Genomic DNA, 26,661 nt, shown 5'->3' with positions numbered 1-26,661 from the left:
TGCCCCCCCCGCCACCAGACGTGCTCCCAACCCCCCTCGCTTCCCTTTTGTGGGACCCCGCCCCCCCCTCCCCTTCCCCCCCCCCGCGGCCCCCCCCCCCCCCCCCCCCCCCCCCCCCCCACCGCTGTCACGGGAGGTCGTACCCCTCGTCCCGCAGTGCGTCCATCGCCGCGGCCAGGGCGGCCCGGTCCGCGTCGGGGCCGCCCGGCCGGGCCGGCAGCAGGGCGATGACCCGGCTCCGCCCGCGGCGTACGGCGGTGTGCCGGCGGGCCACGGCGGCGAGTCCCTGACCGGGGCCCGCCTCCACGAGCACCCGGCCGCCGGTCTCCAGCAGGGCGTCCAGGGCCGACCAGAACCACACGGGGTCCACAGGCTGGCGCGCCCAGAACTCCGGGCTGAGGGCCTGTTCGGCGGTGAGCGGCGCCGCCGTGTACCCGGAGTAGACGGGGGTGCCGGGCGGGCGCCGCGGCACCGCGGCGAGCAGCTGCTCGGCGCCCTTCGCGTACGGTGCGAGCGCGGGGCTGTGGAACGCGGACAGGGCGGGCACCGGCCGGAAGACGAGCCCGTCGGCGCGCAGCCGCTCGCCGACGGAGCGCAGTTCGCCGCTGGGGCCCGAGAGCACCGTCTGACCGGGGGCGTTGACCGCGCCGACGGCCACGTCTCCGCCGAGGAACGGCGCGAGCCGCTCGGGGGTGGCCGCCACCGCGAGCATGCCGCCCGGCGGCGAGTCGGCCAGCCGCACCACCCGGTCCAGCACCACGCGGGCCGCGTCGCGCACCGGGAACACCCCGGCGAGCGTGGCGGCGGCCAACTCGCCGATGCTGTGCCCGAGCAGCGCCACCGGGCGGATGCCCCAGCTCATCACCAGCCGGCCCAGCGCGTAGTCGACGGCGAAGAGCAGCGGCTGGGAGCGCAGCACATGGTCCAGCGGCACCTCGGGGCGCTCCGCCCGCCAGTCCGCGCGGATCATCGCGCCGTGCCGGCCCATCGCGTCGAGCACCTCGTCGAACGCCGCGGCGAAGACGGGCTCGTGCGGGTAGAGGCCGGCGGCCATGCCCTGGTGCTGGGAGCCCTGGCCGGGCAGCAGCAGCGCCACAGGCCGGGGGGTGCCGGGTGGTCCGGCCCGCGGGCCGGTGTCCGCCGCCGCGGCCACCGTCATGAGAGCCGCCCGGCGGCCGAGGCGATCCGCTCGTCGGTCGCGGTGAAGGCGATCCGGACGTGGCGTTCCCCGGCCGTGCCGTAGAAGGTGCCCGGGGCGACGAGGATGCCCCGCTCGGCCAGGTACTCGACCGTGGTCCAGCACGGTTCGTCGCGGGTCGCCCACAGGAACAGGCCGCCCTCGGAGTGCTCGATCTTGAACCCGGCGGACCGCAGCGCCCGGCTCAGCACGTCCCTGCGGCGCGCGTAGCGGGCGTACTGCTCCGCTACGTGCGTGTCGTCGTCCAACGCGGCCACCATGGCGGCCTGTACGGGGCCGGGCACGGCGTGCCCGGCGTGCTTGCGTACGGACAGCAGCCGCCGTACGAGGTGCGGGTCGCCGGCGCAGAACCCGGCGCGGTAGCCGGCGAGGTTCGAGCGCTTGGAGAGCGAGTACACGGCCAGCAGCCCATCGTGGCTGTCGCCGCACACCCGTGGGTCGAGGAGGGACGGCGGGCGCCGGTCCCAGCCGTACTCGATGTAGCACTCGTCGTTGGCCAGCACCGCGCCCCGCTCCCTGGCCCAGGCCACGAGGGAGCGGAGCTCCGCCACGGTCAGGATCCTGCCGTCGGGGTTGGACGGCGAGTTGATCCAGACGACCCGGGGGCGCTCCCCGTCGAGGTCGCGGGGCGAGTCGACGGGCCGGGAGTCGGCCCCGGCCAGCCGGGCGCTGACGTCGAAGGTGGGGAAGGCCAGCCGGGGGAAGGCGACGAGGTCGCCGGGGCCGGCGCCGAGCATCGCCGGGAGCCAGGCGATCAGTTCCTTGGTGCCGACCGCGGGCAGTACGGCGGAGGGGTCCACCCGCACGCCGTGCCGGCGGCGCAGCCAGCCGGCGGCCGCCGCGCGCAGTTCGGGGGTGCCCTCGGTCGGGGGGTAGCCGGGGGCGTCGGCGGCGCGCGCCAGTGCGTCGCGTACGGGGCCGGGGGTGGGGTCGACCGGTTCGCCCATGGCCAGGTTGACGATCCCGTCGGGGTGTTCGGCGGCACGCTTCCGGTGCGGCAGAATCACCTCCCAGGGGAATTCGGGCATGTCCTTCATTTCTGTTCCTCTATTCCCCAGGCGATGACGCGGCGGGGGTGGATTCGGATCATTTCGTCCGCGCAGTGCGGATGGCGCAGTCTGCCGCCGGTCTCCAGCGCCTCGGCGATTCCGTGGATGACGACGGCCCGTACGACTTCGGGGTCCCTGCTGGGAATGTCGTCGACGACGAAGGAGACCCGGCCATCCGCGCTGACATTCTTGAACTTGCGGCTCTCTCCCATGCCGCGGCCGGTGATCTCGATGGTGCCCTGTTCCGCGTCGATCTCGAACGAGACGGGGACGTTGTGCGGCGCGCCGCTCGCCCCGACCGTCGCGAGCCGCCCGTAGCCCTGCTCCCGCAGGTAGGCGATCTGCTGTGCGCTGAACGGCATTTCACGCCCTCTTATCCGTAGGGGACCTCGCCACGGTAGGCAGCGTTCCTAGAGCCTCCGTCCAGTCCGGTGCGGTGAATTGGGCTCGACGGCGGCTCTAAGCCGCGCTGCCAGCATGCTCCGCACGATCACTCGTTGTCGGAACTCGAAAGAGGCATGGATGCGATACGACGTGGATGTCGTGGTGGCCGGCGCCGGACCCACCGGCCTGATGCTCGCCGCGGAACTGCGGCTGGCCGGCGCCCGCACTCTCGTGGTGGAGCGGCTGGCGGAGCCGGTCGAATTCTCCAAGGCCCTCGGAATGCACTCGCGCAGCGTCGAGATCCTCGAAATGCGCGGCCAGGCCCAGGACTTCCTGGACGGCGCCTCGACGCTGCGCGGCGGCAACTTCGCGAGCCTCGGGGTGCCGCTGGAGTTCGGGGACTTCGACACCCGGCACCCGTATGTGCTGTTCATCCCCCAGGTCCGTACCGAGCAGCTGCTCACCCGGCGCGTCCTGGAGCTGGGCGCCGAACTGCGGCGCGGGCACGCCCTGTCGGCACTGGCGCAGGACGAGGAGTCGGTCACCGTCCAGATCACCGGCCCCGACGGGCCGTACGAGGTCCGCAGCCGCTACCTGGTGGGGTGCGACGGCGGCGGCAGCACGGTGCGCAAGCTCCTCGACGTCGATTTCCCGGGCCAGGAGCCGCACATGTTCGCGGTGATCGCTGACGCCGAGTTCAGCGAGGAGCTGCCGCGGGGCGAGGGCATGGGGCCGATGCGTCCGTACGGGGTGATGCGGCACGATCTGCGGGCCTGGTTCGCGGCGTTCCCGCTGGAGCCCGATGTCTACCGCGCGACGATCGCGTTCTTCGACCGGCCGTACGCGGACCGCCGGGCCCCGATCACCGAGGACGATGTGCGGGCCGCGCTGACGGAGGTCGCCGGCAGCGATCTGGGGATGCACGACGTGCGGTGGCTGTCCCGGCTGACGGACACCTCCCGGCTGGCCGAGCGGTACCGGTCGGGCCGGGTGCTGCTCGCCGGGGACGCCTGCCACATCCATCTGCCGGCCGGCGGGCAGGGCCTGAACCTGGGGTTCCAGGACGCGGTCAACCTCGGCTGGAAGCTGGGCGCGGTGGTCGCGGGCACGGCGCCGGATGGGCTGCTCGACACCTACGAGTCGGAGCGCTACCCGGTCGCCCAGGGGGTGCTGCGCAACACGCGCGCGCAGGCGGTGCTCATCGATCCGGATCCGCGGTACGAGGGGCTGCGGGAGCTGATGATCGAGCTGCTCCATCTGCCGGAGACCAACCGGTATCTGGCGGGTCTCGTCTCCGCGTTGGACCTCCGCTACGACATTCCGGGCGAGCACCCGCTGGTCGGGCGCCGCGTTCCCGACCTGGCGCTGGCCACCGCGGAGGGCGACCGCCGGCTGAGCGAGTACTTCCACAGTGCGCGCGGCGTGCTGCTGACGCTCCCCTCGGCGCCGGACGCGGCCGATCTCTCGGGGTGGAAGGGCCGGGTCGACGTGGTGGCCGCGACGGAGGTGCGGGAACCGTTCGTCCCGGACCCCGAGGTGTCCGCGCTGCTGGTGCGCCCGGACGGCTATGTGTGCTGGGCCGGGTCCGCCGCGGGGGGCCAGGAAGGGCTCCCGGAGGCCCTGCACACGTGGTTCGGCCCGCCGGCGGCGTAGTGCGCGGCGCGATTCCGATCGGTTGCGTGCGGTTCCGAGCGGTTCCGCGCGTATCGGCGTTCAGCGCCTGGCCGTGTGCCCGGCCGGGCGCTCACTCCCAGCCAAGATGATCAAGGAGAGTCATGTCCGAGTCACAGCTCGCGCCGGTCGCCCAGGCCCGCACGATCCTCCAGCTCAACACCGCCTACCACCAGGCGAAAGTGCTGCACACCGCCGTCGAACTGGGCCTGTTCGAACTGCTGGCCGCAGGTCCGGCGAGCGTCGAGGAGGTGAAGAAGGGGCTGGGCCTCGCCCATCCCCTGGCCAAGGAGTTCCTCGACGCGCTCGCCGCCCTCGGCCTGCTGGAGGCGGACGGCGACCGCTTCGCCAACAGCGGGGCGGCCACCGCCTTCCTGGTCCCCGGCTCCCCCTCCTACCTGGGCGGCAGCGTCCTCCAGCACGCCCGTAAGCACTACCGGGTGTGGGGCGAGCTGACGACGGCGCTGCGCGAGGGCCGGGCCGAGTCCGGCGCCGAGGCGCACGGGCCCGAGGCGTACCCGCAGCACTACGCGGATCCGGACCGGGCGCGGCAGGCGATGGCGCATTTCGACACGTTCAGCTCCTTCACCGCCGATGAACTGGCCCGCCGCGTCGACTGGCGGCAGTACACGTCCTTCGTCGACATCGGCGGTGCCCGGGGCCAGCTGGCGTCGCGGATCGCGCTGGCCCATCCGCATCTGTCCGGGGCGGTCTTCGACCTGCCGGCGCTGGAGCCGCTCTTCGACGAGCTGGCGGCGGCGCGCGGCGTGGCCGACCGGCTGCGGTTCTACGGCGGCGACTTCCTCGCCGACCCGCTGCCCGAGGCGGATGTGGTCGTCACCGGGCATGTGCTGCCGGACTGGCCGGACGCGCAGCGGCGCGAACTGCTGCACCGCATCCACGGCGCGCTGCGGCCGGGCGGGGCGCTGATGATCTACGACCTGATGGCCGACCCGGAGTCCGAGTCCGTGCACGACGTGCTCCAGCGGCTGAACCACGGGCTGATCCGCGGCGACAGCTCGTCGTGCACGCTGGCCGAGTGCCACGCGGCCGTCGCGGAGGCGGGGTTCGAGGTCAGCCGGACGGAGCAGCTCGACAATCTCCTCGGAGACTGGCTGATTGTCGCCATAAAGCGCTGACGAGGGATAACCGCTCTTGCTACCGTGACGCGACCGCCGGACCCGACGCGTTCGGGCCACCGGAGACCACCTCGGCGAATGGGGAGCAAGGACATCATGCGGCAGGCGACCGAGATCTCGACGGAAGAAGACCGAATGGCCGCATATCAGACAGCGAAGAGCATTCATGAAGAAGCTGAACCTGGGGATTCTCGCCCACGTTGACGCCGGCAAGACCAGCCTCACCGAGCGCCTCCTGCACCGGACCGGCGTCATCGACACGGTGGGCAGCGTCGACAAGGGAACCACACAGACCGACTCGATGGAGCTGGAGCGGCAGCGGGGCATCACCATCCGCTCGGCCGTCGCCGCCTTCGTCCTCGACGACCTCAAAGTCAATCTGATCGACACTCCGGGGCACTCCGACTTCATCTCCGAGGTGGAGCGTGCGCTCAGGGTGCTCGACGGCGCCGTGCTGGTGGTATCGGCGGTGGAAGGGGTGCAGCCGCAGACCCGCATCCTGATGCGGACGCTGCAGAAACTGGCGATCCCCACCCTCCTGTTCGTCAACAAGGTCGACCGCGCCGGCGCGCGCTATCAAGGGCTCCTCGACGACATCGGCAAGAAGCTGACCCCGCACACCGTCGCGATGTCCCGCGTCGAGGAGATCGGGACCCCGCGGGCGCGCGCCCGTGCCCGGACGGTGGAGGACGAGGTGTTCGCGGCTGAGCTGGCGGAGGCGCTCGCCGAGGACAGCGACGCGTTCCTGGCCGCCTACCTCGATGACGAGCGGCGGCTGACGCAGAAGGAGTACGACGCGGAACTGGCCCTCCAGACCGGGCGCGGCCGCATCCATCCGACGTTCTTCGGCTCCGCCATGACGGGCGAGGGCATCGACGAACTGCTGCACGGCGTGCAGGTCTTCCTGCCTTCCGTCCATGCGGACGCCGACGCACCGCTCGGCGGCACCGTCTTCAAGGTCGACCGGGGGGCGCGCGGCGAGAAGATCGCCTATCTGCGGTTGCGGTCCGGTTCGGTCGGCACCCGCGACCAGGTGACGTTCCACCGCACCGACCACTCCGGCCTCACCAGTGAGCACGCGGCGAAGATCACTTCTCTTCAGGTCTTCGAGCACGGCTCCACGACCGTGGAGTCCCGGGCGACGGCCGGGGACATCGCGAAGATCTGGGGGCTCAAGGAGGCGCGCGTGGGCGACCGGCTCGGCCTCGCCGATCCGCAGACCCCGCGGAATTTCTTCGCGCCGCCGAGTCTCGAAACGGTGGTCAGGTCCGAACGCCCGGGGGAATCGGCGCGGCTGCACGCGGCGTTGCAGGCCCTCAGCGAACAGGACCCGCACATCGAACTGAGGCGGGACCAGTACGCCGACGGCGCCGTACTGCGGCTCTACGGGGAGGTGCAGAAGGAGATCATCCGGAGCACTCTCGCGGAGGTGTACGGCGTCGAGGCGTACTTCGAGCAGACCCGCACCGTCCATATCGAGAAGCCCGTCGGGGTCGGCGCCGCCCTGGAGGAGCTGGACACCCGGACGCGCAACTACTTCTGGGCGACGGTGGGGCTGCGGGTGGAGCCCGCGCGGCCCGGCGCCGGAGTGGTCTTCCGGCTGGGGGTGGAGCTGGGCTCGCTGCCGCGGGCCTTCCATACGGCCATCGAGGAGACCGTGCACACGACGCTGGACCACGGGCTGTACGGCTGGCAGGTGACGGACTGCGCCGTCACGCTGACGCACACCGGTTTCGCGAGTCCGGTGAGCGCGGCGGACGATTTCCGCAAGGTCACTCCGCTGGTGCTGATGACCGCGCTCAAGGAGGCCGGGACGCAGGTGTACGAGCCGGTGAGCTCCTTCGACATGGAGCTGCCGCCGGACAGCCTGAGCCCGGTGCTGGCGAAACTGGCGGAGCTGGGGGCGCATCCGCAGCCGCCCACGGCTCAGGAGGACGACTTCCGGCTGACGGGGAGCATGAAGTCCAGCAAGGTCCACGAATTCGAGCAGCAGGTGCCCGGGCTCACCCAGGGGGAAGGCGTCTTCCTCTCCGAGTTTCAGGGCTACCAGGCCGTAAAGGGACACTATCCGTCGCGGCTGCGGCCCGAGGGGGCGAATCCGTTGAACCGCGATGAGTACATCCTGCACACGGTGAAACGCCTCTGACCGGTCGGTTGCCGGAACGCGCCCCGGTCGGCCCGCTCCCCGCTCTTCAGTGGGGAGCGGACCGGCCGGGGCGCTCGCGTTCGGTCCAGGGCCGGAAAGAGTTCAGCGCCTGGGGTATGCGCCGGGCTCCGCGGGCCTGGGGCATCCCCTGGCGCTCAGGACCACGAGGGGACGCTGAAGGCGCCGGCCCGCGGTACCGCCGGACCGCTCCTGTTCCGGGGCGGCGTGACGATCAGCACGGACTTGGCCTTGTTCACCGCGTCGATTCTGGAGACGGCGCCCAGCTTGTCGAAGATATTGCGCAGGTGGCGTTTGACCGTCGCTTCGGTGATCTCCAGCCGGGAGGCGATCTGCCCGTTGCTCATGCCCTGCGCCACATTCTCGATGATTTGTAATTCACGCGCCGAGAGTCGCGGCCCGTCCTGGTCGCGCGCGGCCACCAGGCTCTCGGACGGCAGCGAGAGCACAATCTGATCGGGATGGATCACCACGCTGCGAATAGCGGTGATCACCTCTTCCCGCATGACGTTCTTGGCGAGGAACGCGCTCACTCGCAGCCGCAGGGCCTCCCGAACGAGCGCCGGATGATTGCAGGACGTCAGCACAATGCATCGAGAATTCGGCGAGACTCTTTTCATCTCGGCGAGCATCGACACAATCCCGCCCGCATCCGGGCCGTCCAGCAGAATGACATCCGGTCGCTTCTCCGCGGCAATGCGTATCGCCGTCTCGCTATCGGCGGTGCCGCCGACGACCTCAATATCAAGCTCCTTGGCCAGCACCTCGCACAGCGTTTCCCGGAGTATCCCCTGGTCATCCACCACCAGGACCGTAATCGCGCTATTGATCGCCACTCTCTCCCCGCCACCAATCTTCCCGGTCCGTCCCCGCACAGCACCAGCGCGAGCATCTTGTTCGAACAGCACTCCGGTAGTCAAGCGATCCCGTCGGGCCACTTTCAACTACCACAAATGCCTTGGGCTACCGGTGGTCCGGTCCCCGAGAAAGAAAAGTCAGTCGAAATCAATTACGAAGTGCGGCCCCCCATCAAACGCACGTCCAACATCGCTAAGGGTACCCATACCCCGCACCGTGACGCATATTCACCGCGCATCGAACGTCCCCAAGGAGATCTCAACCACAACGCACCAGTCAAGCCCCGCGCCCGGAATCCCCAATCAAAAACCCCCTGCTCACACCGGCGACCCAGCCTCGGCAGTCGATGCACCGCGGATGGCGCGAGCGCTCACCGGCCGCCCATACACCTCGAATATCCTGTCCGATTTGACGCATTTTGTTATTCCGTTCCGAACGGAACTGGTGTATAAGCACCCGAGGGTGGAGACGCCACCTCTAATGCGGCTCCAAGCATCCACGAAGTCCCCATGGGAGCGTTCCCCCGAACCGACGGTCCGTACCGCTCCGCCGCACAACCGGGAGGCCATATCTCGTGGACACCGGAGCCGTTACCAAAATCCATTGCGGCGAACGGTCCATTCGACGAATTATGTGCGGCCGCGGCACACGACAGCACCCGGCCTCGATCGACCGGGTGCTGTCTTCCTCGGCGGTGAGCGGCGCGCCGTATCGTCATCGCGGACGGCGCGGCGGCCCGTTATGGCGCGGGCAGGTCCACCAGGGCGGCCACGGCCTCGCGATGGCGGCCGGGGGCGCCGAGAGCGATCTGGTCGGCCTTGGCTCGTTTGAGGTAGAGGTGCGCGGGGTGCTCCCAGGTCATGCCGATACCGCCGTGGAGTTGTACGCACTCCTCAGCGGCCCGCACCGCCACCTGCCCGCAGTAGGACTGCGCGACGGCTACGGCCAGAGCCGTGTCGGCGCCGGCGGGGCCCGCGGGGCCGCCGGTGCTGTCGGTGGCGAGGGCGTCGGCGGCGTTGCGCGCCGCCGCGCGGGCCGAGGCGACCTGGAGCCAGAGTTCGGCGAGCCGGTGCTTGATCGCCTGGAACGAGCCGATGGGGCGGCCGAATTGGTAGCGGTCCCCGGTGTACCGGACGGTTTCGGTGAGGCACCACTCGGCGATGCCGAGCTGTTCGGAGGCGAGCAGCCCCGCTCCGGCGAGGAGGGCCGCGTCGATGGCCGCGGCCGCGCGCTCCTCCCCCGCGATCCGGCGGGCGGGCGCCGCGGCGAGGACGACGCGGGAGAGCGGACGGGTGCGGTCGAGTGGGGTGATTCCCTTGATCTGTACGCCCTCTGACGCGGCGTCAACGGTGTAGAGCCCGTCCTCGGCCCGTACGAGCAGCAGCCCCGCGCCGGCCGCGCCCGCGACGGTGCCGACCTCGCCGCTGAGGGTCCCGGCGGCGTCTGACCGTACCGCGCTCGGCGGCAGCGCGCCCGGCGCGGTCGGCAGGGGGATCACGAGCGCCCCGACCCGACGGCCCTCGGCGAGCGCGCGCAGCGGCTCGGCCACCGCCGCCTGCCCGGCGTCGCAGGCCAGCAGCGCGGACACGGCGAGGACTGCACTGGTCAGATACGGTACGGGCGCGACGCAGCGGCCCAACTCCTCCATTACCACGGCGGTTTCGCGCGCACTCGCGCCTTGTCCGCCGAGCTTCTCGGGCACGAGCAGTCCGGCCGTGCCCATGTCGGTGGCGAGCACGCGCCAGAGCGCGGCGTCGTACGGGCCCTCCGATTCGCTCTGGGCGAGGACGGCGGCGGGCGTGGCCCGGTCGGTGAGCAACGACCGTACGGCGGACCGCAGATCGTCCTCGGCCTCCGAGTAGAGCAGGTCCGGCTCGGTCATCGGGGCAGGTCCTTCCAGGGGACGTCCTTGTCGGTGCGCGGCTCGGGCGGCAGGCCGAGCACGCGTTCGGCGACGATGTTGAGCAGGACCTCCGAGGTGCCGCCCTCGATGGAGTTGCCCTTGGTCCGCAGATAGCGGTATCCGGCGTCGCGGCCGGTGAAGTCGACGCCCTCGGGCCGCCGCATGGTCCAGTCGTCGTAGGTGAGGCCGTCGGCGGCCAGCAACTCGACTTCCAGGCCGCTGATTTCCTGGTTGAGGCGGGCGAAGGAGAGCTTGAGGCCGGAGCCCTCCGGGCCGGGCTGGCCGGCGGCGAGCTGCTGGCGCAGGCGCTCGCCGGTGAGGCGGGCGACCTCCGCCTCCACCCACAGGGTCAGCAGCCGCTGGTGCAGTTCGTGGGTGCGCAGTCCGGGGCGGTCGCGCCAGGTCTCGGCGGCGAGGCCGATCATGCCGCCCTCGCGCGGTACGCGGGCGCCGCCGATCGCCACCCGCTCGTTCATCAGGGTCGTGCTCGCCACCCGCCAGCCCTCGCCGACGCCGCCGAGCCGGTGTGCGTCGGGGATGCGTACGCCGGTGAGGAAGACCTCGTTGAACTCGGCCTCCCCGGTGATCTGGCGCAGCGGCCGCACCTCGACGCCGGGGTCGCTCATGTCGCAGACGAAGTAGGTGATGCCCTGGTGCTTGGGGAGTTGGGGGTCGGTGCGCGCGATGAGGATCGCCCACCGGGCCAGGTGCGCGCCGGACGTCCAGACCTTCTGTCCGTCGACGGTCCAGGTGTCGCCGTCGCGTACGGCGCGGGTGGCGAGCGCCGCGAGGTCGGAGCCCGCGCCGGGCTCGCTGAAGAGCTGGCACCACACTTCCTCGCCCGTCCACAGGGGGCGCAGGAAGCGTCGCTTCTGCTCCTCGGTGCCGTACCGGAGGATGGTGGGGGCGGCCATGCCGAGGCCGATGCCGATGCGGCGGGGGTCGTTGTCGGGGGCGCTCGCCGCCGCCAGATCGGCCTCGACGGCCGGCTGGAGCGAGCGTGGCGCGTCGAGCCCGCCGAGGCCCTCGGGGAAGTGCACCCAGGCGAGGCCGGCGTCGAAGCGGGCGCGCAGGAAGTCGAGCCTGTCGGTGGTGGCGGGGTCGTGCGCGGCGAGCAGTGCGGCGGTGCGACGGCGCAGCTCGTCGGCGTCGACCGTGCTCATCGGCGTTCCCCGGGCGCGCCGGGCTCGATCACGACGCGGCCGGTCGTGGTGCCGTCCGCGACGCGCTGCACGGCGTCGGCCGCGCCGCCGAGCGGGACGCGTTCGCTGATGAGCGGCTTGACCGTGCCCTCCGTGGCGAGCTTGGTGAGCTCGTCGTGGCAGGCGCGTACCGCGTCCGGGTCCTTGGTGTTGTAGAGGCCCCAGTGGAGGCCGAGGATGGCGTAGTTCTTCACGAGCGCGTGGTTGAGGGCGGCGCTCGGAATGGTGCCGCTCGCGAAGCCGACGACGACGATGCGGCCCTCGAAGGCGACGCACTTGGTGGACTTGGCGAAGGCGTCGCCGCCAACGGGGTCGTAGACGACGTCCGCGCCGCGTCCGCCGGTGGCCTCCTTGACGACCGTGACGAGGTCTTCCTCGCGGCGGTCGATGACGAGGTCGCAGCCGAGTTCCCGGGCGGCGCTCGCCTTCCGGGGGCCGCCGACGACGCCGATGACGGTGGCGCCCGCGGCCTTGCCGAGCTGTACGGCCGCGCTGCCGACGCCGCCGGCCGCGGCGTGGACGAGGAGGGTCTCCCCGGCGGTCAGGCGCGCCCGGCGGTGCAGGCCGAACCATCCGGTCTGGTAGCCGATGTGCAGGGCGGCGGCCTCGGCGTCGTCCAGGGCCTCGGGAGCGGGAAGGACGGTACGGGCGCTGACGACCGCGCGCTCGGCGAAGGCGCCGGCCGGGAGCGCGGGCTGGGCGAGCACGCGCGCGCCGACCTCCCCTTCCGCGCCCTCGCCGACGGCGAGGATCTCGGCGCACATCTCGACGCCGGGGGTGAAGGGGAACGGCGGCCGTACCTGGTAGTGGCCCCGGCACAGCAGGGCGTCGGGGAAGTTGATGTTCGCGGCGCGGACGCCCACCAGCAGTTCGCCGGGGCCGGGCGCGGGGTCGGGCACCTCCTCCAGCCGCATCACGTCGCGGGGTTCGCCGTTCTCGTGCACTCGCCATGCCTGCATTGGGTGGCCTCCCACAAGGCTCTCGCGTACGCGCGCGGTGCCGCGCTGGCCGCATACTAACCAGTCGGTATTTGGGAGGGACAGGGCCGGGCGGCCACCGGCCGACGGGTACGGCCCACCGGGGGCGGCGGCCGGGCCGCCCCCGGTGACCGCTCAGGCCAGCGGGCCGCTGGAGCCGCGCGGCTCCAGGGAGGGCAGCTCGTCCTGGATGCGGACCGCCGCTCCCCCGTCCAGCAGGGCGACCAGCTGCTCGGCGGCGTGCCGGCCGAAGGTGGCGGTGTCGCGGGTCAGCGCGGTCAGGGCGGGGTGCGTGGCGCGGCACAGGACGGAGTCGTCCCAGGCCACGATGGAGAGCCGGTTCGGTACGGACAGGCCCCGCTCGGCGGCGACGGCCAGGCCCGCGACCGCCATCACGTCGTTGTCGTAGACGAGCGCGGTGGGCGGCGGGTCGCCGGCCAGCACGCGCCGGGTGGCCTCGGCGCCGCCCGCGTCGGAGTAGTCGGTGGTCACGGACCGCGCCTCGGACAGGCCGCGGCGGTCGGCCTCGGCGCGCAGGGAGGCCATCCGGGCCTGGGTGTGGGCGAGCTCGGGCAGGCCCGCGACGTGCACGATGCGGCGGTGGCCGAGACCGTGCAGATGGTCGACGATCGACGCCATCGCGCCCGCGTCGTCGGCCCAGATATTGGATATGGCGAGGCCCTCGGCGAGGGCGGCGCCCGTCGAGCCGACGACCACGGCGGGCAGCCCCAGCTCGTCGAGGAGCGCGGGCCGCGGGTCGTCGTCGCGCGGATCGACGACGAGCAGGCCGTCCACCCGGTGCTCGGCCCACCAGCGGCGGTAGACCTCGCATTCGGCGTCGATGTCCTCGACGACCTGGAAGAGCAGGCCGAGCCTGCGGTGCGAGAGCACCTCCTGCACGCCCGAGACGAGTTGCAGGAAGAACGACTCGACGCCGAGCGTACGGGCGGGCCGCGCGAGCACCAGGCCGATGGTGGCCGAGCCCTCGCCGGACAGCGCCCGGGCGGCGGTGCTGGGCTGCCAGCCGAGCTGTTCGGCGACCCTGCGGATGCGGTCCCGGGTGGCCTCGGAGACGCCGGGGCGGTCATTGAGCGCGAAGGACACCGCGCTCTCGGAGACGCCCGCACGGCGCGCGATGTCCTTCATCGTAGGTCGTCGGGCCGGCGTGCGGCGCATGGGCTCCTCCTGCTCCCCCGCCCGCCGGGGCAGGTCCGGCGGGTCTGTTCACTAAAGCGCTTGAGTGACAACAGACTAAAGCGCATTAGTCTTCCGCGAAAGTATTGACTTAACTCCTCTTCGGAGCGAAAGTTTTGACCGCCACTCCTGGCCCGATCGAAGGAGCTCGCCGGCCATGCCCATATCCCGTAGAACCCTTGCTCTCGCCGCACCGGCGCTCGCCTGTGCCCTGACGCTCACCGCCTGCGGTTCGGGTGGTGACAGCGGCGGCGGCAGCAGCGCCACCGGCAAGGTCGAGGGCGACATCAGCTTCCAGACCTGGAATCTGCGCGCGGGCTTCAAGGACTACTTCGAAGGTCTGGTCAAGGAGTTCGAGAAGCAGAACCCCGGCGTCAAGGTGAAGTGGCTGGACCAGCCGGCCGAGAACTACGCCGACAAGCTGAGCGCGGACGCGGGCGCCGGCACGCTGCCCGATGTGGTGAACCTCTCACCGGACCTGGCCTATCCGCTCGCCAAGGCCGGCGTGCTGATGAACATGGACAAGGAGCCGGCCACCTCGAAGTTCAAGGGCGAGTACACGCCCGAGGGGTGGCAGGGCACCTCGATGCCCGGTCTGGACGGCTCGTACGCCCTTCCCTGGTATCTCAACACCGGCCCGCTCTTCTACAACAAGGCGCTCTTCGAGAAGACCGGGCTCGACCCGGAGAAGCCGCCGAAGACGTTCGACGAGCTCTTCACCGACGCCAACAAGATGGCGAAGGCGTCCGGCGGCAAGATAGCCACCCTGGCGTCCACCATGGCCATCGAGGACATGGGCCGCTACGGCGTCAAGCTCATGAACGCGGACTCCACCGAGTTCACGTACAACGAGCCGAAGGGCGTGGAGGCCCTCACCAAGTACAAGGAGCTGTACGACAGCGGCGGTCTGGACGCGCAGTCGCTCACCAACACCCCCGAGAAGGCGGGCCAGAAGTTCCTGGAACAGAAGGTCGCCATGAATCCGGGCAGCGCCCTGGACCTGTCGAACTTCAAGAAGAACGCGCCCTCGCTCTACAAGAATCTGGGCATCACCGACGCGCCCAACAACAACGGCAAGCCCAACATGTACGTCATGGGCCTGGCCGTGAACAACCAGAGCAAGCACAAGGCCGCCGCCATCGCCTTCGCGCACTTCGTCACGGACAAGAAGAACCAGGAGGCCTTCGCGCACAAGGTCACCGTCTTCCCCAGCACGAAGGGCTCGCTCCAGGAGCCGTACTGGACGAAGGAGGACGGCACCGATGAGGGCCGCGTCCGGGTCGCCTCGGCCAAGATGCTCAAGGGCGCCGTCAATTACACGCCCGTCGTTCTCAGCGACGAGATGAAGACCATCCTGAAGAACGAGGTCGCCAAGGCCCTGCAAGGCAAGAAGACGCCGAAGCAGGCGCTCGACGAGGCCGTCGCGCAGAGCAACAAGCTGCTCAAGCAGAACTGACGGTAAAGAACATGGAACGGCCCGCCAAGCGCATCCGCACCCATAGAGCGATCAGCCCCTGGCTCTTCCTGCTGCCCGGCATCGGGGTCATCGCCGCCTTCAACCTGTACCCCTTCTTCACCACCGTCTACAAGGCGTTCACCGACGCCCGCACGCTGACCTCGGGCAACTGGGTCGGTCTCCAGAACTTCCAGACGATGATCCACGACGATCAGTTCTGGACGGCGCTGCGCAACAGCGGTCTGTATGTGCTCCTGGTGGTGCCCTTCACCGTCCTGCTCCCCCTGCTGCTGGCCATGCTGGTGCAGAAGCAGGTGCCCGGTATCGCCTTCTTCCGCTCGGCGTTCTACACCCCGGTCGTAGCCTCCGTCGTGGTCGTCGGTCTGATCTGGGTGTGGATCCTGGACGACCGGGGCCTGATCAACGGCATTCTCAACGTCCTCGGGGCCGGGCCCGTCAAGTTCCTCGGCGACCAGTGGCTGCTGCTGCTGAGCGCGATGGCGCTGACGGTCTGGAAGGGCCTCGGCTACTACATGATCATTTATCTCGCGGCGCTCGCCAACGTGCCGCGGGAACTGCACGAGGCGGCGTCCGTCGACGGAGCCGGGCCCATCCGCCGGTTCGTCTCCGTCACCATGCCCTCCGTCCGCCCCACCATGGTGCTGGTCGGCGCGCTCTCGTCGGTGAACGCCTTCAAGGTCTTCTCCGAGGTCTTTCTGCTGGCCGGCCCCACCGGCGGCCCGGCCGGCGAGGACACCACGCTCGTCATGCTCGTCCAGCGGGTGGGCACCGGCCTCAACGGCCGGGTCGGCTACGCCTCGGCCATCTCATTGATCGTTTTCGTCATCGCGCTGCTGCTGATGCTTCTGGTGCTGCGCGCCGACCGCAAGGAGGACCCCCGGTGAAGCGCTCGTCCGGGTGGGAGAAGACCCTCCGCTACGTCCTGCTCCTGGTGGTCCTCGCCATCACCGTCGGCCCGTTCCTGTGGCAGCTGTCCACCTCGCTCAAGGGCACCACCGAGGACATCTACACCTATCCGCCGAAGCTGCTGCCCGAGCATCCGACGCTCAAGAACTACTCCGGCGTCGCGGACATCATCCCGGTCTGGGACTACGCGCTGAACTCGCTGAAGGTCGCCCTCACCAACGTGGTGACCAACGTCATCGGCGCGTCCATGGCGGGCTACGCGCTGGCGCGACTCCGTTTCAGGGGCCGCAAGATCGCGGGGCTGGCCGTCGCGATGGCGCTGCTCGTGCCCCTGGAGGCCATCATCATCGCGCAGTTCACGATGATGCGTGACCTGAACCTCAACAACACGCTCACGGCCGTGGTGCTGCCGGGCGCCGTCAGCGCCCTGAACGTGATGCTGATGCGCAACGCCTTCTCCAACCTGCCGTACGAGATCGAGGAAGCCGCCGTCATCGACGGCGCCAACGTCTGGCAGCGGTTCGTGCGGATCGCCCTCCCCTCGGTCAAGGGGACCATCGCGGTCGTCGCGATCTTCGCCTTCATGGGCGCCTGGGACGACTTCCTGTGGCCGCTGATCGTGCTCTCCGACTCCTCGAACTTCACGCTGACCGTCGGCCTCAACTTCCTGCACGGCACGTTCCAGCAGAATCCGCGACTCGTCGCCGCCGGCACGATCATCGCGGTGGCCCCGCTCATCGTGATGTTCGCCTGCCTCCAGCGGTTCTTCTTCCGCGGCGTCGGCGAGGGAGCCGTCAAGGGCTGACCCTCGCGCCCCGCCCGCCCCCGCACACCGCCGCACGACCCCGAACAGGATCTCCCCCGCATGACCGCACCCCGCTTCGGCGTCAACTACACCCCCACCCGGGGCTGGTTCCACCACTGGCTCGACTTCGACCTCGACGAGGTACGCGCCGACCTCGACTCCATCGCGGAGCTCGGCCTCGACCACATCCGGGTCTTCCCGCTGTGGCCGGTCTTCCAGCCCAACCGCACCCTGATCCGGCCGCGCGCCGTCGAGCAGCTGGTCCAGCTCGTCGACGCGGCGGGCGAACGCGGCCTCGACGTCAACGTGGACGGGCTCCAAGGGCACCTCTCCAGCTTCGACTTCATCCCCTCCTGGACCACCACCTGGCACCGCCGCAACATCTTCACCGACCCGGACGTCGTCGACGCCGAGGCCGAGTACCTGCGGACGCTCGCCGCGGCCCTGGCCGGCAAGGCCAACTTCCTCGGCATGACCGTCGGCAACGAGATCAACCAGTTCTCCGGCGACCCGCACCCCGACCCCGACCGGATCGATGCCGCGCAGGCCGGCCGGTGGCTGCGCCGGATGGTCGACGCCTGCGAGGAGGGCGCGCCGGGGAAGATGCACCTGCACGCCTCGTACGACGCCGCCTGGTACCTCGACGGGCACCCCTTCACCCCCGCGCACTCGGCCCGGATCGGCGCGGCGACCGCCGTGCACTCCTGGGTCTTCAACGGCACCGCGCAGCGCCACGGCCGCGACGGCGCGGCCACGGAGCAGCACGCCGCCTACCTCATCGAGCTGTCCAAGGCGTGGGCGCCGGACGCGCACCACCCGGTGTGGCTCCAGGAGGTCGGCGCGCCCGCCCCGCACATCCCGGCCGAGCACGCCGCCGCCTTCACGGAGGCGACCGTCGCGAACGCGCTGGACTGCGCGGACGTCTGGGGCGTGACGTGGTGGTGCTCCCATGACGTCGACCGCGCCCTGGGCGATTTCCCGGAGCTGGAGTACGGTCTCGGTCTGCTCACCAACGACCGCCGCGTCAAGCCCGCGGGCGAGGCCATCGCGCGGACCGTACGGGAGTGGAAGGGGCGGGAGTACCGGCCCGAGCCGCGGCGCACGGCGCTCGTCCTGGACGCGGGCGACCTGGAGACCGCCGAGACGACGCCGGAGCGCTCGCGGTGCGGGCCGGGCGGCGCCTACTTCGAGGCGTGGATGCGGCTCGCCGAGCGCGGCGCGCGCCCGGCGGCGGTGCTCGCCGGGCTCGCGGGCGACGCCGGGCATCTGGCGGCGCGCGGCATCACGGATGTCCTCACGATCGACCAGGTCGGCTGAGCCCCTCCGGCCGGTCTTCGAACCACCGAGTCCTCGTCACCCCGGCGCAAAGGAGCGCACCATGACCGAGAGACCCGCACAGCCCGTACCGGCCGGTCCCGGCCGCCGTCTGCTGCTGGGGGCGGGGGCCGCGACGGCCGCCGCGCTCGCCCTGCCGGCCGGCCGCGCGAACGCGGCCGGGGCCCGTCCCCCGGGGCGGTCCGGGGCCGCGGCGGGCGACGGCCTCCAGCCGTACGCCTCGTACTGGTTCCCCGACACCCTGCCCGGCGGCAGCCCCGGCGAGGGCGTCGTCTGGCGCTCCCTCAAGGAGTGGACGCCCGCCTCGGACGCGGATCTGGCGTTCAACAGGGCGACGGTGCCGCTCGCGGAGCGGTTCACGCCCGCGCCCGCGAACGGCACGGCCCGCGCCGGCCAGGCCCGCGTCTCGGCGCTGGCCGCCTTCGACCACACCGCGGGCAACCCCTCACAGGGGGCGGCGACCGCCGACTACTACGCCCTGACCCAGTGGGCGTACCTGGACGAGCTGGTCTTCTGGGGCGGCTCGTCGGGCGAGGGGCTGATCCTCGCGCCGAACGCGCCCGTCGTGGACGCCGCGCACCGCAACGGCGTGCCGGTGCTCGGCACGGTCTTCCTGCCGCCCGCCGCGTTCGGCGGGCGGCTGGCGTGGACCCGCGACCTCGTGCAGCGGGCCGCCGGCGGGAGCTTCCCGATCGCGGACAAGCTGATCGAGGTGGCCCGCGCGTACGGCTTCGACGGCTGGTTCCTCAACGCCGAGACCGGCGGCGGCGACGCCGAACTGGGCGCGGCGGTGCGGGAGTTCGTCGAGTATCTGCGGGAGCACGGCAAGGGGCTGCGCGTCACCTGGTACGACGCCCTGACCGAGACCGGTTCCGTCGACTGGCAGAACGCGCTCAACGACCGCAACTCCGCCTTCTTCCGGGCATCCGACTCGATGTTCCTCAACTTCAACTGGACCCGCTCCGGGCTCGCCGCGTCCGGGAAGCTCGCCGAGCGCCTGGGCCGGAGCCGGTACGAGCTGTGGGCGGGCGTGGACGTCGAGTCCAACGGCTGGGACACGCGGGTGGACTGGGACTCGGTCGTGCCCGCCGCCGGTCCGCACGTCGCCTCGTACGGCTTCTACCGACCCGAGTGGACCTGGACCAGCCTGCCGAAGGGCAAGCGCTCGCCCGCCGAGTTCCACGCCCGCGACGACCGCTTCTGGACGGGCTCCTCGCTCGACCCGTCCGCTCCGGCGGGCGGGTCCTGGCGGCCGCCCGCCGCGTCCGTCGCGGACCGCTCCACGCTCACCTCGCTGCCCTTCGCGACGAGCTTCAACACCGGCCACGGCACGGGCTGGTACGAGCGCGGCGAGCGCACCGGCGACGCCGCCTGGAACCACCTCGGGCTCCAGGACCGGCTGCCCGGCCGCCGCTGGGTGGTGCACACCGGCGGCGCCCGGCCGAAGGTCTCCTTCGACTTCGCGGACGCCTGGCGCGGCGGCACCAGCCTCCTCGTCGACAGCACGGCAGGCACGGCAGGCACGCCCGGCGCGCTCGGTACGCCCGCGACCGTCGAACTGTTCACGGCGCGGCTGCCGGTCTCGGACTCGACCGTCGTCGAGCTGGCCCACCGCACCGACGCCGCCTCGGGCGGCGTGCGCGTGGAGCTGGCCGTGTCCATGGAGGAGCCCCACCGCTTCACCTACATCGACGCGGGCACCCTCCCGGCCGGCGGCCGGGGCTGGAGCACCGCCACACTCCGCCTCGGCCGCGCGCTGCGCGGCGCCGAGGGCCGTACGCTGCGCGCCGTCGGGGTCCGCCTCACCGCCGTCGGCGGCACCGCGGTCCGCTGGCGGCTGGGCTCTCTCGCGATCCGCGACGCGGCCGCGTCCGGGCCGCGCCCGCCGGGTGCCCTCGCGGTCACCGCGGAGCGCCGCGCCGCGGACGGCACGGCGGCGCTGCGGCTGTCCTGGGGCCGGGCGAGCGGTCCCGTACGCCATTACGAACTGCACCAGGTCCTGCCCGGGGGCGCGCGCCGCTTCCTCGGCGGCACCTGCGGCACGGCCTTCTACGTGCCGTCGCTGCGCCGTGAGTCCCAGGAGGCGGCCACCCGGGTCGAGCTCCGTACCGTGGACGAGCTGTTCGCCTCCTCCGACCCTGTTTCCACCACCTTTCGCTGGTAGCTCTCGCTAAGGAATCCCTTCCATGCACAACGACCGTTCCGTCACCGAAGCCCGCCTCAAGCGGGTGCTCGACGAGCGCATCCGCCCCGCCCTGTACCCCGAGTCGGTGCCGCTGACCGTCGGCGTGTGGAACGCGCCCGGCGAGCCCGTACCCGTCGAGGAGGGGATCGCCGCCGCGCGTACGCCGATCGAGGCGGGCGCCCCCTGGGGCCCGCCGTGGGGCACCAGCTGGTTCACCGTCACCGGTACCGTGCCGCCCGAGTGGGCGGGGCGGACCGTCGAGGCCGTGCTCGACCTCGGCTTCGACGAGAACATGCCCGGCTTCCAGTGCGAGGGCCTGATCTACCGGCCCGACGGCACCCCGGTCAAGGGCCTGAACCCGCGCAACCAGTGGGTCCGGATCGCGGCCCCGGCCGAGGGCGGGGAGAAGGTGAAGCTGCACATCGAGGCGGCCTCCAACCCCGTGCTGCTCGACTACCACCCCTTCCTCCCCACCGAGCTGGGCGACAAGGAGACCGCGGGCAGCGAGCCGCAGTACAAGCTGGCCCGGATGGACCTCGCCGTCTTCGACGAGGCCGTGTGGGAGCTGATCCAGGACCTGGAGGTGCTGGGTGAGCTGATGGCGGAGCTGTCCACGGACTCGCCGCGCCGCTGGGAGATCCTGCGGGCCGTGGAGCGGGCGCTGGACGCGATCGACCTCCAGGACGTGGGCGGCACGGCCGCGCGCGCCCGCGAGGCGCTGACGGAGGTGCTGTCCGCCCCGGCGCACGCCTCCGCGCACCGGATCAGCGCGATCGGGCACGCGCACATCGACTCGGCGTGGCTGTGGCCGCTGCGCGAGACGGTCCGCAAGGTGGCCCGTACGACGTCGAACATGACGGCGCTGCTGGAGGACGAGCCGGAGTTCGTCTACGCGATGTCGCAGGCCCAGCAGTTCGCGTGGATCAAGGAGCACCGGCCGGAGGTCTACGCCAAGGTCAAGAAGGCGGTGGCCGAGGGCCGGTTCGTGCCGGTGGGCGGCATGTGGGTGGAGTCGGACACCAACATGCCCGGCTCGGAGGCGCTGGCCCGGCAGTTCGTGCACGGCAAGCGGTTCTTCATGGACGAGTTCGGGATCGAGCCGCAGGAGGTCTGGCTGCCGGACACCTTCGGCTACTCGGCGTCGCTGCCGCAGATCGTCAAGCAGGCGGGCGCCAAGTGGTTCCTGACGCAGAAGATCTCGTGGAGCCAGACGAACAAGTTCCCGCACCACACCTTCTGGTGGGAGGGGCTGGACGGCACCCGCGTCTTCACGCACTTCCCGCCCATGGACACGTACAACGCGCAGCTCTCCGGCAAGGAGGTCGCGCACGCGGTCGCCAACTTCCAGGAGAAGGGCGGGGCGACGCGCTCGATCGCGCCGACCGGCTGGGGCGACGGCGGCGGCGGCACGACCCGCGAGATGCTGGCGCGCGCCAAGCGCCTCAAGGACCTGGAGGGTTCGGCGAAGGTCGTCTTCGAGAAGCCGTCGGAGTTCTTCGAGAAGGCGCACGCGGAGTACGAGCACGCGCCGGTGTGGGTGGGTGAGCTCTACCTGGAGCTGCACCGGGCCACGCTGACCAGCCAGGCGAAGACGAAGCAGGGCAACCGGCGCTCCGAGCACCTGCTGCGCGAGGCGGAGCTGTGGGCGGCCACGGCCGCGGTGCGGGCCGGGTTCCCCTACCCGTACGAGCAGTTGGACCGGCTGTGGAAGGCCGTGCTGCTGCTCCAGTTCCACGACATCCTGCCGGGCACCTCGATCGCCTGGGTGCACCGCGAGGCGGCGGAGCGGTACGCGGCGATCGGCGCGGAGCTCACCGGCATCGTCGAGGCGGCGCAGACGGCCCTGGCCGGCGACGCGGCGGCCGGTACGTCCGTGGTCTTCAACGCGGCCCCGCACACCCGTGCCGGGGTCGCGGCGGGCGCCGCCGCGATGACCGCCGACAGCGGGCGGCCGGTGTCGGCCGAGGCGCGCGAGGACGGCTCCTTCGTGCTGGAGAACGGGCTGCTGCGGGTCGTCGTCGACGGCCGCGGGCTCGTCGTCTCGGCGTACGACCTGATGGCGGAGCGGGAGACGATCGCGCCCGGCGAGGCCGCCAACCTCCTCCAGCTGCACCCGGACTTCCCCAACATGTGGGACGCCTGGGACGTCGACCACTTCTACCGCAACACGGTCACCGACCTCACCGACGTCGAGTCGGTGGAGCTGGTGGACGGGGCGTCGGTGCGGGTCGTACGGGCCTTCGGGGAGTCCCGCGTCGAGCAGGTGCTGACCCTCCCGGCCGGTGAGCGGCGCCTGGACATCGACACCGAGGTGGACTGGCACGAGACGGAGAAGTTCCTCAAGACGGCCTTCCCGCTGGACGTGCACGCGGACCGCACGGCGGCGGAGACGCAGTTCGGCCACCTGTACCGGGCGACGCACACCAACACCAGCTGGGACGCGGCGAAGTTCGAGGCGTGCGCGCACCGCTTCGTGCACCTGGAGGAGCCGGGCTGGGGCGTGGCCGTCGTCAACGACTCGACGTACGGCTACGACGTGACGCGCGCCGTGCGCGAGAGCGACACGGGCACGACCACGACGGTCCGGCTCTCGCTGCTGCGCGCCCCGCGCTTCCCGGACCCGCGCACCGACCAGGGCGTGCACCGCTTCCGGTACGCGCTGGTGCCCGGCGCGTCGATCGGCGACGCGGTGCGCGAGGGCTACCGGGTGAACCTGCCGGAGCGCCGGGTGCCGGGTGACGCGCCGGTGGCGCCGCTGGTGGCGGTGGCCGACGACGCCGTGGTGGTGACGGCGGTGAAGCTCGCGGACGACGGCAGCGGCGATGTCGTGGTCCGGCTGTACGAGTCGCGGGGCGGCCGTGCCCGTACCAAGCTCACCGCCGGTTTCGCGCTGGCCTCGGCCTCGTACTGCGACCTGCTGGAGCGGCCGACCGCCGATGCCGCGGCGGCGGACGGCGAGATCGCCCTGTCCCTGCGTCCGTTCGAGATCGCGACGCTTCGCCTTGTGAAGGAGTGACCCACTCGATGGAACGCAGAGCGTTCATCGCCATGCTCGGTGCGGCCGGCGTCACCGTCGGCCTCGCCGGGCAGGCGGGCCCGTTCGCCGCGGCGGCTGCCGCGGCGGACGGGCCGCCGGCCCCGGGCCGGGCGCCGCACCAGCCGTTCATGCACGGCTACGACGCGGCGGCCCTCAAGCGGTGGTCGCCCGAGAGCGATCCGCACGCGAAATATCTGCGCTCGCGGGTGCCGCTGGCCGGGCGCATCGCGCCGTTCGCCGCGACGCAGGCGAATCCGAAGCTGGCGACGGCCCCGCAGCTGATGAATCTGTCGTTCGACTACGACAATTCCTTTTTCACCGCGTTCAAATACAACGACACCTTCGCCCGTCGGCTGCTGCGTTTCTGGCAGTACAGCGATCTGTACGGTTCGTGGCACGGCATGCCCATCGCGGGCTCCCCCGTGGACAAGCCCGTGCACGGTCTGATCAATCTGCCCAACCCGGCGTATACGGACGCGGCGCACCGCAATGGCGTGCGTTCGCTGGGGTGCTGGTTCTGGCCGCGCGACGGGGCGTTCGCGGACTATCTGGAGCAGCGCGCCGACGGGTCGTTCCCGGTGGCCGACAAGCTGATCGAGATGGCCGGCTATTTCGGTTTCGACGGTTATTTCATCAACCAAGAGGCGACCATCTCGGAGCAGGATGCCGCCGGGCTGATGAAGATGCTCACGTATCTGCGGGCGTCGGCCCCCGCCGGTTTCCATCTCCAGTGGTACGACACGATCATGGTCAATGGTCGGCTGTCCTACCAGAATCAGCTCAACAGCCGGAACGCGCCCTGGATTCAGAACGGCGACACCCCGGTCATGAACAGCCTCTTCGCCAACTACGCGTGGAACGAGGCGCGGGTCACCACGTCCCGGGAGACCGCCGAGAAGCTGGGGCTGGATCCGTACAAGGTCGCGTTCCTCGGCACGGAGAACGAGAAGTACGGCTTCAACCCGCCGTACGACACCCGGCTGATCTTCCCCGAGGGGCAGCCGGCCCGTACCAGCTGGGCGCTGTTCGGCTCGCACTTCGCCTGGGACCGGTTCCCGGACCGGGAGGACCCCAACGCGCAGGCGGGCGTCTTCCGGCGCGAGCGGCAGTACTGGTCCGGCCCGAACGAGGACCCGACGCGCACCGGCCGCACCGAGTACGTGCCGTGGCCGGACCAGGACGACGGCAAGGGGCGCGACGAGAACAACCCGAAGAAGTGGGACGGCGTCGCCCACTACATCACCGAGCGATCGGTCATCGGCTCGTTCCCCTTCCTCACCCGCTTCAACACCGGCCACGGGCGCGCGTTCCACCTCGGCGGCAAGCGGGTGAGCGACGCGCAGTGGAACAACGCGAGCGTCCAGGACATCCTGCCGACGTGGCAGTTCTGGGCCAGTAGCCCGGGGACGCCGCTGAGCGTCGACTACGACTACACCACGGTCTACGACGGCGGCTCCTCCCTGAAGATCTCCGGCGAGCTGGGCCCGGACAACCCCACCACCGTCCGCCTCTTCAAGACGCGGCTGGCGGTCGAGGGCGGCGAGGCGCTCCGCGTCACGTACTCGGTGGGGCGGGCCTGGGCGGCGAGCGGCCTGGAGGCCGGGCTGGTCTTCGAGGACTCCCCCGGCGACTTCGTGTGGCTGCCGGCCGGCCGGACGGGTCGGCACGCCTGGCACACCCACGCCTTCGACCTCGGCCGCTTCAGGGGCCGGACGATCGCCGCGATCGGGCTGCGGGTCTCCGCCGACCGCGAGGGCCCGTACGCCCTGAACGTCGGCGAGCTGGCGCTGCTCGCGGGCGGCCGGGACCGGGTGAGCAGGCCGTCCCGGTTCAGGGTCGACACCGCCCATGTCACGGGCGGCTCGGCCGAGGTGTTCCTGTCCTGGCGGCTGCCCGGCTCGGGGGTCTGGTACTACGACGTCTCACGGCTGCGCGCGAACGGCGGCCATGAGGCGCTGGGCCGGATCTACGACGAGGTCTTCTACGTCAAGTCGCTGAAGCGCGCGGGCCGCGAGCGGGCCACGACGCTCCAGCTCGTGGCGGTCGCCCCGGACGGTACGCGCTCCGCTCCGGCCACGGCCCGACTGTCATGGCCGGGGCTGGCGTGAGCGGATGACGGCCGCGAGGACGGGAGCACAAGCCCACCCGGGGGCTCCTCGCGCACGGCCCGGTGAGCCACACCGAGGCCGTCGCCGTCCGCGGGGACGGAGTTGGCACCGGCGCCGCGGGCGGTTGGCGTCCGCGGCGCCCCGTCGACCATGATCGGCTCATGGCAGACACAGAGATGAACGACGCACGACACGACAGCCCCGCCGACCCCGGGCGGATACGGACCGAGACCATAGCCCCGGGCGTCCTCGCCTTCATCCAGGGCGACGGCTCCTGGGGCTGGGCCAACGCGGGGCTCGTCGCGAGCCGTGGCGAGGCGCTGCTCGTCGACACCTTCTACACACTCCCCCAGACCCGGCTCCTGCGAGCCGCCGCCGACGCCGCCGCCCCCGGCGCGCGCATAACCACCGTCGTCAACACCCACCTCAACGGCGACCACTGCCACGGCAACCAGCTGTTCCCGGACGCCGCGGTCATCACCTCGGACGCCAACGCCGCCGACATCGGCCACGAGGTGCCGCCCGCCTCCTACCCGCAGCTCCAGCAGAACCCCCCGCCCGGGCCGGGCGGGGAGTACTTCACGCGGCACTTCGGCCACTTCGACTTCTCCGGCATCGAGCTCGCGCCGCCGACCCGTACGTTCAGCGGGCGGCTGGACCTGCGCGTCGGCGACCTCGACGTCGAACTGCTGGAGGTGGGCCCGGCGCACACGGGCGGCGACGTGGTCGTCCACGTCCCGGACGCGGCCACGGTCTTCTGCGGGGACGTCCTCTTCCAGGACGACCATCCGGTGGTGTGGGCGGGCCCGGTCCTCGCGTGGGCCGACGCGTGCGACCGCCTGCTGGCGACCGGCGCGCAGACCTTCGTGCCCGGCCACGGGCGGCTCGCGAGCCGCGCCGACCTGGCCCGCTTCCGGGACTACCTGCGCTACGTCCACGAGGAGGCGGCGCGGGGGGGGGGGGGGGGGGGGGGGGGGATGTTATCGGGGGGCGGGAGCCCCAACTTCTTCCACCCCACCCGGCCACCTGCCCCATACTTGGTGGACTCACACTCCCCACCCCCCCCCCC

19 protein-coding genes are annotated in these 26,661 nt (G+C 71.5%); 11 read left to right on the top strand and 8 right to left on the bottom strand.

The features are described 5' to 3' along the window. Window positions 1-127: 127 nt before the first annotated feature. Genes AC07AB_RS32150 through AC07AB_RS32140 form a run of 3 tightly spaced genes read right to left on the bottom strand, consistent with a single transcriptional unit; the run spans window position 128 to window position 2,609 of the window. Window positions 128-1,159, bottom strand: a complete 1,032-nt coding sequence (locus AC07AB_RS32150; protein ID WP_478574401.1) for an acyltransferase domain-containing protein — start codon at window positions 1,157-1,159, stop codon at window positions 128-130. Then, a complete protein-coding gene (gene dapC, locus AC07AB_RS32145; protein ID WP_478574398.1) occupies window positions 1,156-2,235 on the bottom strand; it encodes a succinyldiaminopimelate transaminase in 1,080 nt (359 codons plus the stop codon). The genes AC07AB_RS32150 and dapC overlap by 4 nt, the downstream gene beginning before the upstream one ends. Next, entirely contained in the window at window positions 2,232-2,609 is a 378-nt protein-coding gene (locus tag AC07AB_RS32140) for a PPOX class F420-dependent oxidoreductase (protein ID WP_478574396.1), read from the bottom strand. Before AC07AB_RS32140 ends, dapC begins: the two co-directional genes overlap by 4 nt. Window positions 2,610-2,769: 160 nt before the next feature. Between AC07AB_RS32140 and AC07AB_RS32135 the strand changes: the two genes are divergently transcribed. The 3 genes from AC07AB_RS32135 to otr(A) all read left to right on the top strand — a co-directional run bounded on the left by AC07AB_RS32135 (window position 2,770) and on the right by otr(A) (window position 7,587). Continuing rightward, a complete protein-coding gene (locus AC07AB_RS32135; RefSeq protein WP_478574393.1) occupies window positions 2,770-4,284 on the top strand; it encodes an FAD-dependent monooxygenase in 1,515 nt (504 codons plus the stop codon). A gap of 122 nt (window positions 4,285-4,406) precedes the next feature. Next, window positions 4,407-5,441, top strand: coding sequence for a methyltransferase (locus AC07AB_RS32130; protein WP_478574390.1), 1,035 nt, complete (start codon window positions 4,407-4,409; stop codon window positions 5,439-5,441). A gap of 166 nt (window positions 5,442-5,607) precedes the next feature. After that, on the top strand, window positions 5,608-7,587 hold the full coding sequence (otr(A), locus tag AC07AB_RS32125) for a tetracycline resistance ribosomal protection protein Otr(A) (protein WP_478574387.1): 1,980 nt from the start codon (window positions 5,608-5,610) through the stop codon (window positions 7,585-7,587). Window positions 7,588-7,742: 155 nt separating this feature from the next. On the opposite strand, the gene AC07AB_RS32120 is transcribed toward otr(A), so the two are convergent. From AC07AB_RS32120 to AC07AB_RS32100, 5 genes are all read right to left on the bottom strand, one after another. Further along, window positions 7,743-8,408 carry a LuxR C-terminal-related transcriptional regulator gene (locus AC07AB_RS32120; RefSeq protein ID WP_478574384.1) on the bottom strand — a complete coding sequence of 222 codons (666 nt, stop codon included), beginning with the start codon at window positions 8,406-8,408 and terminating at the stop codon, window positions 7,743-7,745. Window positions 8,409-9,202: 794 nt separating this feature from the next. Beyond that, window positions 9,203-10,345: an acyl-CoA dehydrogenase family protein gene (locus AC07AB_RS32115; RefSeq protein ID WP_478574381.1), complete on the bottom strand. Its 1,143-nt coding sequence runs from the start codon at window positions 10,343-10,345 to the stop codon at window positions 9,203-9,205. Next, window positions 10,342-11,529: an acyl-CoA dehydrogenase family protein gene (locus AC07AB_RS32110; protein WP_478574378.1), complete on the bottom strand. Its 1,188-nt coding sequence runs from the start codon at window positions 11,527-11,529 to the stop codon at window positions 10,342-10,344. The genes AC07AB_RS32115 and AC07AB_RS32110 overlap by 4 nt, the downstream gene beginning before the upstream one ends. Then, the gene (locus tag AC07AB_RS32105; RefSeq protein WP_478574375.1) at window positions 11,526-12,527 is read right to left on the bottom strand and encodes an NADPH:quinone oxidoreductase family protein; all 1,002 of its coding nucleotides are present in this window, start codon (window positions 12,525-12,527) and stop codon (window positions 11,526-11,528) included. The genes AC07AB_RS32110 and AC07AB_RS32105 overlap by 4 nt, the downstream gene beginning before the upstream one ends. 153 nt (window positions 12,528-12,680) lie before the next feature. Further along, window positions 12,681-13,721: a LacI family DNA-binding transcriptional regulator gene (locus tag AC07AB_RS32100; RefSeq protein WP_478574372.1), complete on the bottom strand. Its 1,041-nt coding sequence runs from the start codon at window positions 13,719-13,721 to the stop codon at window positions 12,681-12,683. 175 nt (window positions 13,722-13,896) lie between these two features. Between AC07AB_RS32100 and AC07AB_RS32095 the strand changes: the two genes are divergently transcribed. The 8 genes from AC07AB_RS32095 to AC07AB_RS32060 form a co-directional block, all read left to right on the top strand. Further along, complete coding sequence (locus AC07AB_RS32095; RefSeq protein ID WP_478574369.1) at window positions 13,897-15,195, top strand: ABC transporter substrate-binding protein; 1,299 nt, start codon at window positions 13,897-13,899, stop codon at window positions 15,193-15,195. A gap of 11 nt (window positions 15,196-15,206) precedes the next feature. Next, window positions 15,207-16,100, top strand: a complete 894-nt coding sequence (locus AC07AB_RS32090) for a carbohydrate ABC transporter permease (protein WP_478574366.1) — start codon at window positions 15,207-15,209, stop codon at window positions 16,098-16,100. Continuing rightward, window positions 16,097-16,927: a carbohydrate ABC transporter permease gene (locus AC07AB_RS32085; RefSeq protein WP_478574363.1), complete on the top strand. Its 831-nt coding sequence runs from the start codon at window positions 16,097-16,099 to the stop codon at window positions 16,925-16,927. The genes AC07AB_RS32090 and AC07AB_RS32085 overlap by 4 nt, the downstream gene beginning before the upstream one ends. Window positions 16,928-16,987: 60 nt before the next feature. Next, entirely contained in the window at window positions 16,988-18,244 is a 1,257-nt protein-coding gene (locus tag AC07AB_RS32080; RefSeq protein WP_478574360.1) for a glycoside hydrolase 5 family protein, read from the top strand. Window positions 18,245-18,305: 61 nt separating this feature from the next. Continuing rightward, entirely contained in the window at window positions 18,306-20,426 is a 2,121-nt protein-coding gene (locus tag AC07AB_RS32075; protein ID WP_478574357.1) for an endo-beta-N-acetylglucosaminidase, read from the top strand. Between the two features lie 22 nt (window positions 20,427-20,448). Next, window positions 20,449-23,463 carry an alpha-mannosidase gene (locus tag AC07AB_RS32070; protein ID WP_478574354.1) on the top strand — a complete coding sequence of 1,005 codons (3,015 nt, stop codon included), beginning with the start codon at window positions 20,449-20,451 and terminating at the stop codon, window positions 23,461-23,463. A gap of 8 nt (window positions 23,464-23,471) precedes the next feature. Continuing rightward, window positions 23,472-25,592: an endo-beta-N-acetylglucosaminidase gene (locus AC07AB_RS32065; RefSeq protein ID WP_478574351.1), complete on the top strand. Its 2,121-nt coding sequence runs from the start codon at window positions 23,472-23,474 to the stop codon at window positions 25,590-25,592. Window positions 25,593-25,753: 161 nt separating this feature from the next. Then, window positions 25,754-26,661 (top strand): MBL fold metallo-hydrolase (locus AC07AB_RS32060; RefSeq protein WP_478574348.1); only part of this gene is annotated, 908 nt, incomplete at its 3' end.

The sequence above is a fragment of the Streptomyces sp. NPDC044033 genome, from assembly GCF_056434425.1.
The sequence above is the reverse complement of the archived record's forward strand: the minus strand, read 5'-3'. Positions and strand labels throughout refer to the sequence as shown.

Excerpts from the sequence above, each read along its gene's own strand:
- AC07AB_RS32130 (WP_478574390.1), top strand. The coding sequence starts at position 4,407 with ATGTCCGAGTCACAGCTCGCGCCGGTCGCCCAGGCCCGCACGATCCTC.
- AC07AB_RS32065 (WP_478574351.1), top strand. The coding sequence starts at position 23,472 with ATGGAACGCAGAGCGTTCATCGCCATGCTCGGTGCGGCCGGCGTCACC.
- AC07AB_RS32110 (WP_478574378.1), bottom strand. The coding sequence starts at position 11,529 with ATGAGCACGGTCGACGCCGACGAGCTGCGCCGTCGCACCGCCGCACTG.
- AC07AB_RS32080 (WP_478574360.1), top strand. The coding sequence starts at position 16,988 with ATGACCGCACCCCGCTTCGGCGTCAACTACACCCCCACCCGGGGCTGG.
- AC07AB_RS32105 (WP_478574375.1), bottom strand. The coding sequence starts at position 12,527 with ATGCAGGCATGGCGAGTGCACGAGAACGGCGAACCCCGCGACGTGATG.
- AC07AB_RS32140 (WP_478574396.1), bottom strand. The coding sequence starts at position 2,609 with ATGCCGTTCAGCGCACAGCAGATCGCCTACCTGCGGGAGCAGGGCTAC.
- AC07AB_RS32095 (WP_478574369.1), top strand. The coding sequence starts at position 13,897 with ATGCCCATATCCCGTAGAACCCTTGCTCTCGCCGCACCGGCGCTCGCC.
- AC07AB_RS32135 (WP_478574393.1), top strand. The coding sequence starts at position 2,770 with ATGCGATACGACGTGGATGTCGTGGTGGCCGGCGCCGGACCCACCGGC.
- AC07AB_RS32075 (WP_478574357.1), top strand. The coding sequence starts at position 18,306 with ATGACCGAGAGACCCGCACAGCCCGTACCGGCCGGTCCCGGCCGCCGT.
- AC07AB_RS32150 (WP_478574401.1), bottom strand. The coding sequence starts at position 1,159 with ATGACGGTGGCCGCGGCGGCGGACACCGGCCCGCGGGCCGGACCACCC.
- dapC (WP_478574398.1), bottom strand. The coding sequence starts at position 2,235 with ATGAAGGACATGCCCGAATTCCCCTGGGAGGTGATTCTGCCGCACCGG.
- AC07AB_RS32070 (WP_478574354.1), top strand. The coding sequence starts at position 20,449 with ATGCACAACGACCGTTCCGTCACCGAAGCCCGCCTCAAGCGGGTGCTC.
- AC07AB_RS32090 (WP_478574366.1), top strand. The coding sequence starts at position 15,207 with ATGGAACGGCCCGCCAAGCGCATCCGCACCCATAGAGCGATCAGCCCC.
- AC07AB_RS32115 (WP_478574381.1), bottom strand. The coding sequence starts at position 10,345 with ATGACCGAGCCGGACCTGCTCTACTCGGAGGCCGAGGACGATCTGCGG.
- AC07AB_RS32100 (WP_478574372.1), bottom strand. The coding sequence starts at position 13,721 with ATGCGCCGCACGCCGGCCCGACGACCTACGATGAAGGACATCGCGCGC.